A 16842-nucleotide genomic window follows, 5' to 3' on the forward strand; every position below is an offset into this window, starting at 1 on the left:
ATGTTGAATGACACAGCGCTTTCGCGAGCAGGCTCGCTCCCACAGGTGGTGTGGTGGTTTCAATCAGTGCGCATGGCAATCATTGATCGCCGCACGCTCCTTGCCGCCGAGGATGTTGAACAGCAGGTTCAGGGTCAGCGCGCTGAGGGTGGCCATGGCGATGCCGCTGTGGGTGATCGGGCTCATCCACAGCGGCAGGTGGGCGAAGAATTCCGGACGCACCACCGGGATCAGGCCCATGCCGATGCTCACCGCGACCAGCAACTGATTGCGCCGGTCACCGATGTCGGCCTCCTGGAGGATCTTGATGCCAGTAGCAGCGACCATGCCGAACATCGCAATCGCCGCACCGCCCAGCACCGCCGGTGGAATCGATGCCACCAGAAACGCTGCTTTCGGCAACAGGCTGAGGACGATCAGCAGGCCACCGGCAACGATGGTCACCGAACGGCAGCGCACGCCGGTCATCTGCACCAGGCCGATGTTCTGCGCGAACGAGGAGTGGGTGAAGGTGTTGAAGAAACCGGCGAAGAACGACGCGCCGGCATCACACAACAAGCCACGACGGAGCATGCGCGGGCAGACTTCCTGGCCGGTGATCTTGCCCAGCGCGAGGAACATCCCGGTGGACTCGACGAAAATGATCACCACCACCAGGCACATCGACAGAATCGGTGCCAGCTCGAATTTCGGCATGCCGAAATGCAGTGGAGTGACGAACTGAACCCACGGTGCGCTGGCCATGCCACTGAGGTCGACCATGCCGATCACGCCGCACAGTACATAGCCCAGGCACATGCCGATCAGCACGGAAATGTTGACCCAGAATCCGCGCATGAAGCGGTGCACCAACAGGATGGTGGCCAGCACCAGCGCGGCGATGGCCAGATAAATCGGCGAACCGAATTGCGCGGCGTCGACCCCGCCACCGGCCCAGTTCACGGCCACGGGGAACAGCGATAAACCGATCGAGGTGATGACCGTGCCGGTCACCAGCGGCGGGAAGAAGCGCACGACCTTGGACATGAACGGTGCGATCAGCATGCCGAAGAAACCGGCAGCGATGGTTGCACCGAAGATGCCTTGCAGACCGATGCCGGGCATGCCGGCCATGGCCACCATGCTGCCGACCGCAGCGAAACTGGCCCCCATCATCACCGGCATACGGATGCCCATCGGGCCGATGCCGAGCGACTGCACGATGGTGGCGATGCCGGCGACGAGCAGGTCGGCGTTAATCAGGAAGGCGATTTCTTCACGACTCAGGCCAGCGGCCTGTCCGATGATCAGCGGCACCGCGATGGCACCGCCGTACATCAGCAGAACATGTTGCAGACCGACCAGGATCAGTTGCAAAAGGGGCAAACGCTGAATGGCGGGTGCGTCGGGGATGCGCGCTTTGGACAGCTCGGACATGCAACACCTCGGATCTTTTTTATTCTTGTGATTAACAGCTGCCGGGTTGCTTGCAGCTGTTTCTTTGCATCAGGGGAAACCGCGTTGCGGCGGCCATTCGCGAGCAGGCTCGCTCCCACAGGGGCTCAAGGTGTCCTTGTGGGAGCGAGCCTGCTCGCGAAGCTTTTTCGCTTAGTTGGTTTGCGCTCCCTGGGCGATCCAGGCACCGATCAGGTCACGTTCCTGCTGGGTCATCTGGGTGATGTTGCCCAGTGGCATGATCTGCGTGGTGATGGCTTGCGCCTGAATGCGCGCGGCGTTCTGGCGGATCTGCTCGGGGGTGTCGAACATCACACCGGCCGGGGCTGCGCTGAACAACGGGCTGGTCGGCTTGGACGAGTGGCACACCGTGCAACGCTCTTGAATCACGTTGTGCACTTTGTCGAAACCGGGGCCGGCATTCGAGGCTTGCGAGGGTGCCGCCGCAGGGGCGGCGGGTGCCGCAGGTTGCGCCGCTTCGGCCGGTTTCGCGCCACCGCCCAGTGCCGTCTCCGGCAGCGGTTGGTACTCGATTTTCGCCGGTGCCTTGGCCACTTCAGGTGCAGTCGACATCGGCGTCGGGCCGGTGACGTAGGCCAGGCAGATCATGCCCACCGCTGCCACCGGCAGGGTCCAGGCAAACTTGTGGCTGTCGTGGCGGGTGTTGAAGTAGTGACGCACCAATACCGCCAACACCGCGATCCCGGCCAGGATCAACCAGTTGTACTGGCTGCCATAAGTGCTCGGGAAGTGGTTGCTGATCATGATGAACAGCACTGGCAGGGTGAAGTAGTTGTTGTGTCGCGAACGCAGCAGGCCCTTGGCCGGCAGGGCCGGATCAGGCGTGCGGTTCTCGGCGATCGCCGCGACCAGTGCCCGTTGCGCCGGCATGATGATGCGGAACACGTTACCGACCATGATGGTGCCGATGATCGCGCCGACGTGCAGGTACGCACCACGACCGCTGAACACTTTGCTGAAGCCATAGGCGGCGGCAATGATCAGCACGAACAGGATGAAGCCGAGCAGGGCGGGTTTCTTGCCCAGGGCCGAATCGCAGAGGAAGTCGTAGACGAACCAGCCGACGATCAGCGAGCCGATACCGATGGCCACGCCTTCAGGACCGCTGAGGCCGCTGCCGGGTGCCACGAGGTAGAGCACCGGATTGGAGTAGAACACCACGCACAGCAGCGCGATCCCCGACATCCAGGTGAAGTAGGCTTCCCATTTGAACCAGTGCAGGTTGTCCGGCATGGACGGTGGGGCCAGTTTGTATTTTTCCAGGTGGTAGATGCCGCCGCCGTGGATCGCCCACAGATCACCGGCCAGACCGGTTTTCGGGTTGACGCGGTTGAGGTTGTTCTCCAGCCAGACGAAGTAGAACGACGCGCCGATCCAGGCCACGCCAGTGATCATGTGAACCCAGCGCACGCTCAGGTTCAGCCATTCCAACAGATGTGCTTCCACAGTCTTTACCTCTCGCCTGTCACTCTTGTTGTCGAGTGATCAGACCTTCTCTTATTGGTGGGGGGCGAGGATCAACCGCTCATCCTCTTTGAAAAAATGCTCATCGCAGTTATTGCCTGTGCCACTGCGATCAACCACCAGGAAGTCATCCCGCTTTTCGATCGTCAGCACCGGGTGGTGCCAGACGCCGCGATGGTAATTGATGCCCTGCCTGCCGTTGGTGACGAAGGCGCGGACCAAGCCTGATACAGGTGCATCGCCAACTGGCGCGACCACGATCAGAAAGGGGTTGCCGAGCAGCGGAATGAAGGCCTGGCTGCCCAGCGGATGGCGTTCCAGCATGCAAACGGTCAGCGGCATGTCCTGCGCGTCGGCGCGGAAAATGCTGATGATTGCGTTGTCCTCAGGCGTAGCGGTTTCGACCGTCGCCAGTTTGTGGAAGCGCATGGTCGAACCGTTGTTGATCATGAAGTGATCGCTGCCGTCGGTTTCGATCACGTCACCGAAAGGGGCGAAGGCTTCTTTGGTCAGCGGTTCAATCGTCAATGTGCGCATGCTGTTCTTCTTTTCCAAATTCTGTTTTGTTGGTTCTGACGCTTTCGCGAGCAGGCTCGCTCCCACCTTTGGAATGCTATCCCCTGTGGGAGCGAGCCTGCTCGCGAACGGGTTCAACCTTATTTAGCGACCTTGCCGAGTACACGCAGGCGACTCACGCCACCATCCGGGAACACGTTCAGGCGGATGTGGGTGATCGGGCCGAGTGCCTTGATTTGCTCGACGAAGGTATGTTCGGCGTGCATTTCCAGCTTCTGGCTTGGCAGCAGTTCGCGCCAGAACAGCGACTGGGTTTCGATCTGGCTGTCGGTGCCGCCTTTCACGAACGCGCCCTGGATCGAGCAGGTGTCCGGGTAGTTGCCTTTGAAGTGCAGGGTGTCGACAACGATTTTTTCGATCTCGCCCGGATGACCCAGCGCGACGATCACCCAGTCATTGCCCGGCGTGCGACGACGTGCAGTTTCCCAGCCGTCGCCCATGTTGATGCCACGGCCCGGGTTGAGGATGTTGCTCATGCGGCCGAAGTGTTCGTCGGAGCAGGCGAGGGCGCGGCCACCGTTGAGGGCTGCTGCCAGGTCCACTTGCTCGTTGTCGCCCACAGCGGACCAGTCGCGGAACGGAATGCCGTACACACGCAGACGGGCAACACCGCCGTCCGGGTAGATGTTGAAGCGCAGGTGGCTGAACGCTTTGTCGTTGCTGATTTCGTGGTAGTGGTGGCTGTTGCCCTGCAACTCGACGGCCGACAGCACTTCGGTCCACTGGGTGTTTTCATCCGGCTCGCCCGAGGCCAGGAAGCACGCTTCCAGCGAGGCCGATGGCGGGTAGTTGCCGGTGAAGAATGAAGTGTCGATGTCCACGCCTTTGATCGAGCCCGGTACGCCCAGACGGATCACCGCGCTGTCGAAACCTTCGAAGCGCTTGCGGCGCGACTCCCAGCCGTCCATCCACTTGCCGTTGTCATCGAACACGCCCTCCTTCCATACGGCCGGGGTCGGTTGGAACAGACGATTGGCGTCTGCGAACCAGTCATCGGTGACCGAAATGATCTTGGTGCCCAGACGGGCGTCGGCCAGGTTGACGTATTTTTCGAAAGGTACGGCGTAAGCTTTCATTCTTCTTGTCTGCCTTTGATAAGTTGGCTGGGGATGCTCGCAGGGCCCTGGGCGTTTGCGCGTTCATTCACGCTCGGGCCAGGCTTGCTAAAGAGTCAGTAAACGGAACAGGGCAATCTTGTTGATCTCCGCCAGCGCGCATTTGAACTCGGCTTCCACCGAATTGTTGATGCGCGTTTCGAACGCCGCGAGGATCTGATGCCGGTTGCTGCCTTTTACCGCCATGATGAAGGGAAACTTGAACTTGGCTTTGTAGGCGTCGTTCAGCTCGGTGAAGCGCTGGAACTCTTCGGCCGTGCATTGGTGAATACCGGCGCCAGCCTGTTCATTGGTGCTGGCTTCGGTCAGTTGGCCCTGGACGGCAGCTTTGCCGGCCAGGTCCGGGTGAGCGTTGATCAGGGCCAGCTGGCTGGCATGATCGGCGCTCAACAGGATATCGCTCATGCGCTGATGCAGGGTTTCGATCTCGTCGATCGAAGCGTCCGCACCGAGGTCGTAGGCCTTTTCGGCCACCCATGGCGAATGTTCGTAGATGTCGGCGAAGGCTTTGACGAAAGCGTCGCGGCTCAGGGTCGACGGTTGCAGGGTTTGAAAGCGGCTCATTTTGCAGTCCCTTGGTACGGGTGGGTTTCTTGCCAGTGACGCGCGATGTCGACGCGACGGCTGAACCACACCTGTTCATGACTTTTGGCGTATTCGATAAAGCGTTTGAGCGAAGCGAGGCGACCAGGACGGCCGATCAGGCGACAGTGCAGACCGATCGAAAGCATTTTCGGCGCTTCGGCACCTTCGGCGTAAAGCACGTCGAAGGCGTCCTTGAGGTATTCGAAGAAATCGTCACCCTTGTTGAAACCCTGCACTTGCGTGAAGCGCATGTCGTTGGTGTCGAGGGTGTAGGGGATCACCAGATGCGGCTTGCCGGTCGGGTTGTTCGGCTCCCAGTAGGGCAGGTCGTCGTCGTAGGTGTCGCAGTCGTAGAGGAAACCGCCTTCTTCCATGACCAGCCGGCGGGTGTTCGGCCCGGTGCGGCCGGTGTACCAGCCCAGCGGACGTTCGCCGGTCAGTTCGGTGAGGATGCGGATCGCTTCGAGCATGTGCTCGCGTTCCTGAGCTTCGTCCATGTACTGGTAGTCGATCCAGCGGTAGCCGTGGCTGCAGATTTCGTGACCGGCTTCGACCATTGCACGGATCACATCCGGGTGACGCTGGGCGGCCATGGCGACTGCGAAGATGGTCAGCGGAATGTCGAATTCCTTGAACAGCTTCAGAATCCGCCAGACGCCGGCACGGCTGCCATACTCGTAAAGCGATTCCATGCTCATGTTGCGCGCGCCTTGCAGCGGCTGAGCAGCGACCATTTCGGAGAGGAAGGCTTCGGATTCCTTGTCGCCGTGCAGGATGTTGCGTTCGCCGCCTTCTTCGTAATTGAGCACGAAGGACAGGGCGATCCGGGCATTGCCCGGCCAGTGTGGGTGAGGAGGGTTACTGCCGTAACCGATCAGGTCGCGTGGGTAGTCAGCGCTCACTGCAGTCTTCCTTCTTGTACGTTGACAGATTGGTGTGGCGGCCTGGCAGGCTGGCGTCACAGCGATGGGCTGATTGTATACAACTTTATTTACATTTTGTAAGCCTGAATTTTCGCATTTTTCACCGGCTGTCATCTTTTGCTGCTAACGGTTCAAGCCTGCAAGAAACCTGCCTGACCAGTCAGCTAATGAATAGAAGGTTCAATGATCAGGCGCTTTGCTGGTTGATTGGCGATAAACGCCCGGATGGCGGGGGTGAGGCGAAAAATGTCGTTTTTATTGTGTACAATTTTTTTCAAAAGTGTCTTAATCAGTCGCTCGCCGCAGCGTTTCGTGCTCCGAAACGGTGCGGTCTCCTTTTCAACTGACTTCGGGAGGCGCGAAGTCTGACCGCTTGTTGCGGCCAGGCGCGCAGAATCAATGGGACGTTTGACAACACACGTTTTGGACGCTGCACACGGTTGCCCGGGCAGCTCGATCAAGGTCGAGCTGTACCGCGTTGAAGGCTCGCAGCTGGAATTGGTCGCCAGTGCGACAACCAACAGCGATGGCCGGGTCGATGCGCCGTTGCTGCAGGGCGATGATTACCGCAGCGGGGTTTATCAGGTGCAGTTCCATGCCGGCGATTACTACCGCGCCCGTGGCGTGCAACTGCCCGAGCCGGCCTTCCTGGACGTGGTGGTGCTGCGCTTCGGCATCAGCGCCGAGCAGGAGCACTATCACGTGCCCCTGCTGATTTCGCCTTACAGCTATTCCACCTATCGGGGCAGCTGACCCCCAAGCAGCTGCCCCCACCGGGAAGCGACTGCGCATATAGCTTCTTTGGTCTTTCGCCCGCTCACACTGCGGGCTTTTTTTATGCGTTTTTTTACCTACCGATCAATTGTGAACGCAGAGTCTGCGATCACGACGCTCGGGGGTGACCTTTAGCGCTCGCGAACGATGAACACCGAGTCGGGAACGCCGTCGACCTTCAGCACACCGCCGAGCAGCCAGGTCAGTTTTTTTTGTGCCGCGGCTTCGGTCAGGGCCTCAAAGGCTTCGGGGCCAACTCTGGCGGGAAGACCGGGCTGCGTCAATTCATCGGCCGGCGTAGGGGAAAGGTCTGAATGATCGACGGCGCCCTTCAGCAAGAACACCCGGTCATTTTGAGCACCCTTGAATACCAGCGTCGGCGCGCCGCGTTCGTGCGGCACTGGATAGATGTCATACCCGCTGCGCCTCAGCAGCGCGCTGAGCAGGCGCTGCAGGTTCAGCTCTGTCGGGTCGGTCGTGTAGTGATGCCATTCAACCGGCGATCCCTGCGGATCGAACGTCAGCCGCAGCAACTCGGCGTCAGTCTGCGAGGGCAATCGAATCAGTCGTTTTCCAGCGCGCTCGGTATAAGGTGCCACCGCCAGCATGCTCACCGGGTCGGCGAACTCTGTGGCGTTGGCAAACGCAGGGTACTTCCATTGATTCAGAATGGTGTGAATGTTGACCAGCCCGGTACCAGTGATGGTTGAAGAATTGTCAGCAGTTTCGTACATCCGTATTGCCACCGCTCGCGCGGTGAGGTCGGACAAGCCGGGAAACATTTGCCTGACGGTTGCCCATAAGGGCTGTTGGAAAAGAAGGTCACCGGGATGAACTTCTCCCGGGTTGACGCCAAATCGATACGCCGCCACCGGTTGCAGGTGGGGCGCGGTTTGCAGCATGTTTTCGAAGGAGTTGAAGTCGGTTGGCATGAACTCGGGGTTAAGAACGAAAAAGATTTGCGGTGCCTTATTGGAGCCTACTGGCACAATGGGATAGTGCAGATGGCCCATTTGCACCGATGCCACTGGTGGGGTGTTCAACAGACCCCAGCGAATCCATGCAAGCTTAGCCTCTTCGTCCTGTGTGCCAGACGACGCTTGGGTTGGCTCTTCAACTCTTGCCCGCTTGCTTGGGCCGGCTATTGCTTCGGTGGGCTCAGCGCTGGCGGGATGGCCGGCATTCGCGGTCTCGGTCGATGCAGTGTGCAAGGTTTTCCGTCGCCAGAAGACCGTTCCGTAAATCTGTTCAAAAAATATCTCCGGCGCCTCACTCGTTGATGCAAATGCTTGCTGATATTCGCCGTTTTGGTTTTTGCGAACCATGACCGTGCCGTCAACCGTAGTGACGAAAGTCTGCTTGAGCTTGTTGTACCGCACTCCATTGGTGTCCATCTCAGCCGCAGTCAGTCTTTTTGCATCTTCGATGGAAATGTACGTCGGGGTTTGCGCCGCAGCGGATGTCTCACCCTGTTCGGGCGATGTTTGCCAGCCCGGACGCTGAATGCGCCAACTCGCCTGGCCGTCGATCTTCGCCAGCAGGGGGCCGGGAACGCCTGGCGCAAAAGTCAACGGCACGTAATATCGGCCTTGCTGATTCCGCTCGACAACAAAAAGGCCCTCGTCTGCGATTTGCGCATAAATGCGTTGATCAGGCCCGGTAAACAAGCCCGTGTTTTCCCCAAAAGGAGTCAACTCGTCGCGGCGACTCTGGGGCCAGGCGATCGCCCGGTTAGCGGCGTCAGGGGACGTGACAGCTCTGTCAGGCATCGGGGTCACAACCACAGCCGCCTGGCGAGTCTCCGGACCTTGTGTGGTTTGCGTGACGTGCGCAACCGTGGAGCCGGGGCGAGACACAAAAGCATCGACCGTTGCCGTTATGGCGCGGGTGGAGGTTGTCTCTACGGTTCGTGTGGTTGTGGATGTCGTTGTCGTTGTGGTTGCAGATATATCGGTTATTGGGGGGGTTGCGAATTTCTTGGGCGGTTTGGCCATTGGAAAAACTCGTGTAAATGAAGGCGTGAAGCGCCAGGAGGCGCCCCAATGCCAAGTGAGCACAGGCGTTCACAGGCGGAGAGACCCGGCTGCGAAAACCTCGGAGTAATCGATGACGTCGGCCTGATGCCGATTCAGGCCGCAGTCATCGACGGTTGTGGTTTGAAGAGATCGGGGCGCAAATGGACGCACTGGTGCAGAACCCACAGTTCTGATGACTCGATGCGCGACCTGTCCTTGCTCAGCACCCACCCGTACGCAGGGAATTTGTAATTCACTGCCTGCCCGTCGGCGGCCGCGACGATATGTCGGCCGCGCAGCTCCTCGTTTGCCAGGGCGAGCAGTGCTTCGGGCAATACTCTGGATGCGTCGGGCTCGGTAAAAAAACGGCCGTCAAGTCCATCCAGGTAGACCCGGTCGAAAGACAGGTCGACGGTATGCACAACCCCGTACTCGGTAATCACCTGAATCTGGTCGATCAGGTCTTCACTTCCATAAACGGGCAAGTGGATAACGCAGGTACCGATACGCAACTGGTTATTTTCCAGGGTGATATCGACCTTGCCGAGTTTCGTCGCGTCCAGCTCCCAGGTGGATGAACGAGGCAGTCGGATTTCAGCCGTGGCCAGAGCGCCGGGTGTCGAGAGCCTGATTATCATGTCGGCCGCCAGATGCATGAGATAGGTCGCGCCATGGCCCTCGAAACATTCCATCGCAGTCTGGCCAGAGTAGGAGAACAGCTGCGCACATTCGGAGTGCGCGCTCATGTTGTGAGCTTCGTTTTCCGGCAGGTCGTAGAAGTAGTCGCCTTTGCGCATCGTCAATGGCAGCGGAGCTTCCTGAACCCATTTTGTGAAAGCATGGTGTTGGTAGGTCTGGCCCTCTGGTATCACATGGCTCTGCGACGAAAGAGTCGCATTGGCAGCGACCCCGTCGCTGAAGACAAGCAGATATCGCTGATTCGGGGTGCAAGCCATGGTGCGCAGGATTTTTTCCATGTTCATGGGGTCGCTACCGCCCCTGGCGAAGGAAAAATTGGCCAGGCCCAAGGTTTTTGCACCGAAGTGATAAACCAGATTGCATCCGGCCACCAGATCGTTTTTGGCATCCGACTGGCGTGCTGAATAATGCTCTTCGACTTTCGTCAGTTCATTGCTGGCATAGTCAAGATAAAGTCTGGTCACTGCGTCATCGCGTTTCACCGAATAGAAATCGATGCTCTTCGCGGAGCGAGGAATGTAGTAACTGTGATCATTCTGATCATTGATCAGATAATGCGAGTCAAAAAGAATGGTTGCTTTTGGCGGGTTCCCATGTTTGATGACCGTTATCTCGATATCGACGAGGTCATCGCTTTCAATTTGTTCGGGAAGTATTGGCTGGAGATAGAAAGCATCACGGGTGATGAACGTCAGCAATTTGTTCTTCAGCTGATATTCGGCGAGCTCTTGTTTGTATACGCCGTCAATGGTGACGATGTTTTGCGGGGTATCGAAGAAGTCGAATTTTGAGGTAATGACCAGCGAGCCCTTGTCGATACTCCAGCTTTCGATCAAATCCTTGTTCCAGTTCAACATAATGAAAGACTGATCATTGCCATCTTCATCAATAGAGAAACGACCGCTTTGATGCTCAATGAAATACTCGTCGATACCCGCTTCTCCCGAAGCAGTTGCACCGCGGTGCAGCAGGTAAATCTGGTCGTCGCCTGCACCGGCCTTGATTGTGTCGTAACCGCGTGACTTGATGACGTTACGGTCGTCGGTGCCTGTGACAATGCTGGCGGCAGAGTCCACGGTCTCAACGTTCTCGATACTTTCGATCAAACTGTGAAAAGAGTATCTGACGCCGTCTTCAGCGCTGATATCCGGCTGCATTGTATGCAGCGTACCTGCGGGCAAGTCGACGTCGAAGCCGATGTCGGGTCTGCGCGGATTATGCAGGATGCCGCCGAGCGCCAGCGTGTCGTTACCTGCTCCACCCCTGAGCGTGGAATGCTCGGCTACGTCTGCTGGCTGGCGGAGCAGATCCGCAGCTCCCTCGAAGACGAAGCGGTCATCGCTGGTGCCTCCCGTCAGTTCCTTTCTTCCGGACCTGTAATGGAAACTGTTGGGTTTGTTTTCGACCCCACGAATCGAGTCGCGCCCGTCGCCTATAAGCCACAGAACACCCTTGTTCTGCGCCGTAATACCGAGCTCGGCGCCGGGAGTGTCAGAATTGACGCCGGCGCGGGCGTCAATCGAGTCATCGCCGCCCTTGATCACCGGGACATTGATCCATTCCCAGGCATCCTGTTTGGTCCACCAGTTACGCTTCCACACCCGTGTTGGCTTGAGCTGAACGTCAACCGTGCCGTTGACAATGGCTTCGATACTGTCCTTGAGCGCGCCATCGAGCAATTTCCTGGCGGTTTCCTTTGCCTGCCGAGTGTGCTGGATCATGGCTGTCGCCCGAGAGTAGCGATCCTGAATATCCTCGTCGAGATCCATCATGCAGAACGAAAACCAGCCCGAGCGCCAGCGCTCATCGACACTCAGCTCGATGTAGTCATCAATCTCGTCAACGATTCTCACGGCCCCGTAGATTTGTGAACCGATCGCCAGAATGGCGCCGGCTGCGAGTCCGGCAGGGCCCGCGAAGGCGAATCCGGCCATCGCCGCCGCGCCCAGAATGATCGTCATGGCTGCACTCGCAACGCTGAGACCGGCGCTCACATAGTGATCCATGGCCTCCTTGCCGGTTGCGTTTTCGGCGGCGTTCAACGATCTGACTGCGGTGAAGATGTCGAAGGGCAAGGTAAACGCGCCGCCAATCAGGCCTCCGGAGCGCCCGAGCCTGACGGCAAATCGGGTTTTGGCAAAGTCGCGGTAGGCGTTCTGGCCTGCATTGAGCATTTGAGTAGCGATACGGTTAACCGCCACATCACTTGCAATGGAGGCGCCCTCCGAAGCAATACCGACACTGTTTATCGCCACCTCGGTTTTATTGTCGGCCTTGATGGCATCAACGATCCCGCGCAGGCCCATGAAGATGCCAAATCCCTGAATACCCACACTTGAGCCGAGTGTGGTGTAACTCTTGATCGCTGCTACCCAGCGCGGGTGGTGTTTTGGCAATCGTGCGTGACGCAGGTCGAGTTTTTGCGCCGAGTTCAAAAGCTTTGCCAGTTTTGTTCGGTATGGAAATTGATCCGTGTCGCTCGGCGCGGGATCGCGAATGAGAGGCGGGGCGGTCAACGGTCGCCGGCTGGCCATTTCGAACAGCAGCGTGGACAGTAAATAACTGTCCCGCCCCGTATAGGAAGTTATATAGCGCTCTATATTCGGAGCGCTGAACTGCAAAGTATTGATGAACGAGTGGCGCGGACGCCGAAAGAACGTATTTTTACCGTTTAGCGGTTGGCCATCGAAGGTCGCCCCGAGCGCGTTCAGCGACACTCGTGTTATTGAAACTTCACCCAGTTGCAAAGGCCCGAACAGATCGTCTACAAGTTTCAGTTGAGTTGCTGCAGTGGCCGAAATGTCGATGGTCGAATCCGTGTGGGCATTGGTTGCGAAAACCATGTCAGTGATCACGGCTCGGTCGCCGCGGGGATTATTGTTCGGCTCTGGTACGGAAGTGAGGATGATTGATTTTTTAATAAGACTGGCCATTTGAACATCCTTGTTCTGGCGTGAAATCATTTAAGCAGATGCGGATCTTACGGCGAAGTTTGATGGGCTGTATATCGCAGGGTTGTTGCGGTGTATTGCGTGTCGTTGATCAACTTGTCTGAAAGTTGCTGGAGCATAAAAGCCAGCCTTTTTCGAATCCATTCGATCGGGATGGCTTGATATGGAGATCGCAGTACCGATCAGTGACTGCTCAGTAGAGAAGCCGCGCCGGCCCCGCCGAACAGACCTGCACTGATGCGGTTGAACCAGCTCTGGCCCTTGCCGCTACGCAGATAGCGGGCGGCACCGTGCGCGCCCAGACCGTAAGCCAGTTTGCAGCACAGATCGAGCGCCACCCAGGTCACGATCATGATCAGCAGTTGCGGCAAAAACGGCTGGTTGGCGCTGAGGAACTGCGGCAGAAACGCGGCGAAGAACAGGATGTCCTTCGGATTGCTTGCGCCCAATACGAAGGCGCGACCGAACAGCGTACGGAAGCGCGGTACCGGGGCAGCTTGCGGCACTTCGGCGCCCACCGACGGCTGGCGCGATTGCTGCCAGCTCTGCCAGGCTAGATAGAACAGGTACAGCGCGCCGACGATTTTCAGTGCGCTGAACAACTGTTCAGAGGCCAACAGTAACGCGCCAAGCCCCAGTGCCGAAGCGCTGAGCAGGCAGATCGAGGCGATCACACCGCCCAGGAAAGCGGGGTACGAGCGGCGCAAACCGTAATTAAGACTGTTGCTGATCATCAGCAACGACAGTGGCCCCGGGATCAGGATCACCACCAGTGCGGCGCCACTGAACAGCAGCCAGGTTTCCAGACTCATCGCTTTGCTCCTTTGTTGTTATCGAGATGCACAAAAGCCCCACCCGTAAGGGTGAGGCTGGTTTGAAACCTGAACCGCGCAGCGCTTACAGGAAGATGAACTTGGCGATGAAAATCGCGCAGAGCACCCACAGGCTGACGGAGATTTCCTTGTACTTGCCGGTGCCGGCCTTCAACGCCACGTAGGTGATGAAGCCCAGCGCGATGCCGTCGGCAACCGAAAAGGTCAGCGGCATCATGATCGCCGTGACGATTGCCGGAATGGCGTCGGTCGCTTCGTCCCATTCGATGTGGGCCATGCCACCCATCATCAGCATTGCCACATAAATCAGTGCACCTGCGGTGGCGTAAGCGGGAATCATGCCAGCCAGCGGGGCGAAAAACATTGCCGCTATAAATAGCACACCCACGGTAACGGCGGTAAGACCAGTCCGACCACCAGCGGCCACGCCAGCGGCGCTTTCCACGTAACTCGTCACCGGAGGCACGCCGACCACGGCGCCGAATACGCTGGATGCGCTGTCGGCCTTCATGGCTCGGGAAAGGTTCTCGATGCGACCGTCCGCGGCGACGAGATTGGCGCGCTGGGCCACGCCCATCAACGTACCCGCCGTGTCGAACATATGCACGAAAAGGAAGGCCAGCACGACGCTGATCATGCTGACGTTGAACACGCCAGCGACGTTCATCGCCATCCAGGTCGGCGCCAGGCTCGGTGGGGCAGACATGATGCCCTCATAGTGCACCAGGCCCAGACCCCAACCGGCGAGAGTGACGGTGATGATGCTGATCAGGATTGCACCGAAGACGCGGTGGTAACTGAGGATCGCGATCATCAAAAAGCAGATCGCGGCGAGCAGCGGGCCAGGTTCACGCAGCGAGCCGAGTTTGATCAGCGTCGCCGGGCTGTCGACGACGATACCGGCAGTCTTCAGCCCGATCAGGCCCAGGAACAGACCGACACCGGCGCCCATCGCAAAACGCAGGCTGACCGGAATGCTGTTGAGCAGCCACTCGCGAATCCGTGAAAAGGTCAGGAACATGAACAGCACGCCCGAAACGAACACTGCGCCGAGCGCGGTTTCCCAGTTGTAGCCCATGGTGCCGACCACGGTGTAGGTGAAGAACGCATTGAGGCCCATGCCGGGTGCGAGGCCGACCGGCCAGTTGGCGTAGAGCCCCATCAACAGGCAGCCCAATGCGGCAGCGATGCAGGTGGCGACGAACGCCGCACCGTGATCGATACCAGCGTCGGCCATGATGTTCGGGTTGACGAAAATGATGTAAGCCATGGTGATGAAGGTTGTCAGACCGGCAATCAGCTCGGTCTTCACCGTGGTGCCATGCAAGCTGAGTTTGAACAGACGCTCCAGCAGGCCATTGCGTAATGGCGGCGTGAGCTCGAGCGGCGGTGCTTCGGATTTGCGGCTTTCCACAGCGAGTACTCCTCAAGAGTTTTATTGTTATTTCCAGGGCCGGACCCATGAGGGGTGGCAGCGGCCCTTTGAGGCATACGCGAATTTGTTGACCGTGTAGTCAGGAACTCGCACGCAGTGGATTATGCTTTTGTGTACAAATAAAGCAAATATTGTTTTTTGTTTTGTTTCCGAAAATTCCGTCGATAGTGATATATCGCTTTGAGGATCCCATCACTGGCAAGCCAGCTCCCACAGGTTTTGTGGACATCCACAGATCATTGTGGGAGCTGGCTTGCCAGCGATGAGGCCCGAATAGTCAATCGAGATGTGTCTGACCGTTCCCGAGCGCCAAATTCACCGCCAGCCAGCCATTCACCGCCGCTTCCCCAGCCTCGGCAAACACCCGCTCAAGCAATTTCACCTGCTCACGCCGCAACGCTTGCTCGAATTTCAAACCTTCCGCCGTCAGCTCCAGCAGACGTTTACGCTTGTCCGTCTGCGAAGCGACGCTGTCGACCAGGTGCATTTCCTGCAACTGGCGCAGGGGCATGTTCAACGCTTGTTTGCTCACGCCGAGCAGGGCCAGCAGCTCTTTCACGCTCAGGTTCGGATAGCGCGCGATGAAAAACACGATGCGCTGATGCACCCGTGAGAGGCCGCGGCGCTCGAGCATTTCATCGGCCTTGGCGGTGAACGCCTGATAGCCGAAGAAAAACGCTTCCATGGCCTGTTGCTGAATGGACGGGTTTTTAAGGTCAAGCATGTTGACGTACTCGCTTCAGCTGTCGTAGTTTCAGTCAATCAGTTTGACTCACTTTTCGCATCCCTCGCTACGGTGACTTCCATGGCTTTTTCCGAACGTGTCTCGCGCCTGAAAAGTTCTTTGATCCGAGAAATCCTCGCCGCCGCTCAGCGTCCGGAGGTGATGTCATTCGCCGGCGGTCTGCCTGCTGAAGCAATGCTGCCCAAAGTGCAATGGGCCGAGATGCCGTTATCCCTTGGCCAGTACGGTATGAGCGAAGGCGAGACGGCTTTGCGCGAGGCCTTGGCGGCAGAGGCGAGGGCGCTCGGTCTCAACTGTGAGGCGAGTCAGGTACTGGTGGTCAGCGGCTCCCAGCAAACCCTGGATCTGGCCGCCAAGCTGTACATCGACAAGGGCACGGAGATTCTGCAGGAGGCGCCAACTTATCTGGCCGCGTTGCAAATCTTCCAGCTGTTCGGCGCCGATTGCCTGACTGTGCCGCAGGAAGCCGACGGCCCCAACCTGGCGCAATTGCGCAGTCGGCTGGAACACCATCACCCAGCCTTCATCTACCTGATACCGACTTTCCAGAATCCCTCTGCGGTGCGCTATAGCGAGGCCAAGCGCGCAGCGGTCGCCGCATTGCTCGACGAATTCGGCGTCACCCTTATCGAAGACGAGCCGTACCGCGAACTGACCTTCGATGGCGGCAGTGCCAACCCGATTGCCGCGCGATTGAAGAAAGCCAGCTGGATCTACACCGGCACCGTGTCGAAAACCTTGCTCCCTGGCTTGCGTGTCGGTTATCTGATTGCCAGTGCGGATCTGTTTGCGCATCTGCTCAAACTCAAGCAATCGGCGGATCTGCACACCAATCGCATCAGTCAGTGGCAGGCGCTGCAATGGATCGGCACAGAGCAATATCAACAGCACTTGGGCCAACTGCGGGATTTCTATCGGCAGCGTCGCGATGCTTTTCAGTCAGCGCTGGAAAGACATTTTGCTGATCTGGCGGACTGGAACATGCCGCAGGGTGGACTGTTTTTCTGGCTGACGCTGAAGCAGCCGCTGGATACGCGAACATTGCTCAACGAGGCGTTGGCCAATGACGTAGCGTTCATGCCGGGCGAGCCGTTCTTTCCAGAGCCGGACAACCATCACGGGCATTTGCGTTTGAATTTCAGCCACATTGATCCGGTGCGGCTGGACGAAGGGTTGAAGCGCTTGGCCGCCGTGGTGCGGCAGGCGAATCTGGAGAACGTGGCCTGAAAACAACAAACCGGCCCGAGGGCCGGTTTGTTCAGCACTGATGCC

At 58.3% G+C, this 16842-nt stretch carries 13 protein-coding genes; 2 read left to right on the forward strand and 11 right to left on the reverse strand.

The window, feature by feature from the left end; all coding sequences use genetic code 11:
- Positions 1-63: 63 nt before the first annotated feature.
- From PspCFBP13508_RS26255 to puuE, 6 genes are all read right to left on the reverse strand, one after another.
- Positions 64-1416, reverse strand: coding sequence for a nucleobase:cation symporter-2 family protein (locus PspCFBP13508_RS26255; RefSeq protein ID WP_137216195.1), 1353 nt, complete (start codon positions 1414-1416; stop codon positions 64-66).
- Between the two features lie 171 nt (positions 1417-1587).
- Positions 1588-2901: a urate hydroxylase PuuD gene (locus PspCFBP13508_RS26260; protein WP_137216196.1), complete on the reverse strand. Its 1314-nt coding sequence runs from the start codon at positions 2899-2901 to the stop codon at positions 1588-1590.
- Positions 2902-2952: 51 nt separating this feature from the next.
- The gene (locus PspCFBP13508_RS26265) at positions 2953-3456 is read right to left on the reverse strand and encodes an ureidoglycolate lyase (protein WP_039763801.1); all 504 of its coding nucleotides are present in this window, start codon (positions 3454-3456) and stop codon (positions 2953-2955) included.
- A gap of 119 nt (positions 3457-3575) precedes the next feature.
- A complete protein-coding gene (alc, locus tag PspCFBP13508_RS26270; RefSeq protein ID WP_016773759.1) occupies positions 3576-4571 on the reverse strand; it encodes an allantoicase in 996 nt (331 codons plus the stop codon).
- An 87-nt stretch (positions 4572-4658) separates the two neighbouring features.
- Positions 4659-5174 carry a 2-oxo-4-hydroxy-4-carboxy-5-ureidoimidazoline decarboxylase gene (gene uraD / locus PspCFBP13508_RS26275; RefSeq protein WP_016773760.1) on the reverse strand — a complete coding sequence of 172 codons (516 nt, stop codon included), beginning with the start codon at positions 5172-5174 and terminating at the stop codon, positions 4659-4661.
- Entirely contained in the window at positions 5171-6097 is a 927-nt protein-coding gene (gene puuE, locus PspCFBP13508_RS26280) for an allantoinase PuuE (protein WP_024012213.1), read from the reverse strand. The genes uraD and puuE overlap by 4 nt, the downstream gene beginning before the upstream one ends.
- 420 nt (positions 6098-6517) lie before the next feature.
- Between puuE and uraH the strand changes: the two genes are divergently transcribed.
- Complete coding sequence (gene uraH / locus PspCFBP13508_RS26290) at positions 6518-6871, forward strand: hydroxyisourate hydrolase (protein WP_137216198.1); 354 nt, start codon at positions 6518-6520, stop codon at positions 6869-6871.
- 152 nt (positions 6872-7023) lie between these two features.
- Here the strand turns inward: uraH and PspCFBP13508_RS26295 are convergent, their stop codons facing one another.
- The 5 genes from PspCFBP13508_RS26295 to PspCFBP13508_RS26315 all read right to left on the reverse strand — a co-directional run bounded on the left by PspCFBP13508_RS26295 (position 7024) and on the right by PspCFBP13508_RS26315 (position 15549).
- Positions 7024-8886, reverse strand: a complete 1863-nt coding sequence (locus PspCFBP13508_RS26295; protein ID WP_137216199.1) for a hypothetical protein — start codon at positions 8884-8886, stop codon at positions 7024-7026.
- Between the two features lie 134 nt (positions 8887-9020).
- Positions 9021-12539, reverse strand: a complete 3519-nt coding sequence (locus PspCFBP13508_RS26300) for a calcium-binding protein (RefSeq protein WP_137216200.1) — start codon at positions 12537-12539, stop codon at positions 9021-9023.
- 200 nt (positions 12540-12739) lie between these two features.
- Positions 12740-13369 (reverse strand): LysE family translocator, encoded by a 630-nt coding sequence (locus tag PspCFBP13508_RS26305; RefSeq protein WP_137216201.1) that lies wholly within the window; start codon positions 13367-13369, stop codon positions 12740-12742.
- Between the two features lie 85 nt (positions 13370-13454).
- On the reverse strand, positions 13455-14804 hold the full coding sequence (locus PspCFBP13508_RS26310; protein WP_024012217.1) for an NCS2 family permease: 1350 nt from the start codon (positions 14802-14804) through the stop codon (positions 13455-13457).
- Positions 14805-15102: 298 nt separating this feature from the next.
- Entirely contained in the window at positions 15103-15549 is a 447-nt protein-coding gene (locus PspCFBP13508_RS26315; protein ID WP_130910490.1) for a MarR family transcriptional regulator, read from the reverse strand.
- Positions 15550-15630: 81 nt separating this feature from the next.
- Between PspCFBP13508_RS26315 and PspCFBP13508_RS26320 the strand changes: the two genes are divergently transcribed.
- Positions 15631-16797 (forward strand): PLP-dependent aminotransferase family protein, encoded by a 1167-nt coding sequence (locus PspCFBP13508_RS26320; RefSeq protein ID WP_137216202.1) that lies wholly within the window; start codon positions 15631-15633, stop codon positions 16795-16797.
- Positions 16798-16842 lie beyond the last annotated feature (45 nt).

Origin of the sequence: Pseudomonas sp. CFBP13508 (assembly GCF_005233515.1) — a bacterium.
Lineage (GTDB): Bacteria > Pseudomonadota > Gammaproteobacteria > Pseudomonadales > Pseudomonadaceae > Aquipseudomonas > Aquipseudomonas mercuritolerans.

Coding starts and splice junctions, on each gene's coding strand:
- PspCFBP13508_RS26295 (WP_137216199.1), bottom strand. CDS start 8,886: ATGGCCAAACCGCCCAAGAAATTCGCAACCCCCCCAATAACCGATATA.
- uraH (WP_137216198.1), top strand. CDS start 6,518: ATGGGACGTTTGACAACACACGTTTTGGACGCTGCACACGGTTGCCCG.
- PspCFBP13508_RS26255 (WP_137216195.1), bottom strand. CDS start 1,416: ATGTCCGAGCTGTCCAAAGCGCGCATCCCCGACGCACCCGCCATTCAG.
- PspCFBP13508_RS26265 (WP_039763801.1), bottom strand. CDS start 3,456: ATGCGCACATTGACGATTGAACCGCTGACCAAAGAAGCCTTCGCCCCT.
- alc (WP_016773759.1), bottom strand. CDS start 4,571: ATGAAAGCTTACGCCGTACCTTTCGAAAAATACGTCAACCTGGCCGAC.
- PspCFBP13508_RS26320 (WP_137216202.1), top strand. CDS start 15,631: ATGGCTTTTTCCGAACGTGTCTCGCGCCTGAAAAGTTCTTTGATCCGA.
- uraD (WP_016773760.1), bottom strand. CDS start 5,174: ATGAGCCGCTTTCAAACCCTGCAACCGTCGACCCTGAGCCGCGACGCT.
- PspCFBP13508_RS26305 (WP_137216201.1), bottom strand. CDS start 13,369: ATGAGTCTGGAAACCTGGCTGCTGTTCAGTGGCGCCGCACTGGTGGTG.
- PspCFBP13508_RS26315 (WP_130910490.1), bottom strand. CDS start 15,549: ATGCTTGACCTTAAAAACCCGTCCATTCAGCAACAGGCCATGGAAGCG.
- PspCFBP13508_RS26300 (WP_137216200.1), bottom strand. CDS start 12,539: ATGGCCAGTCTTATTAAAAAATCAATCATCCTCACTTCCGTACCAGAG.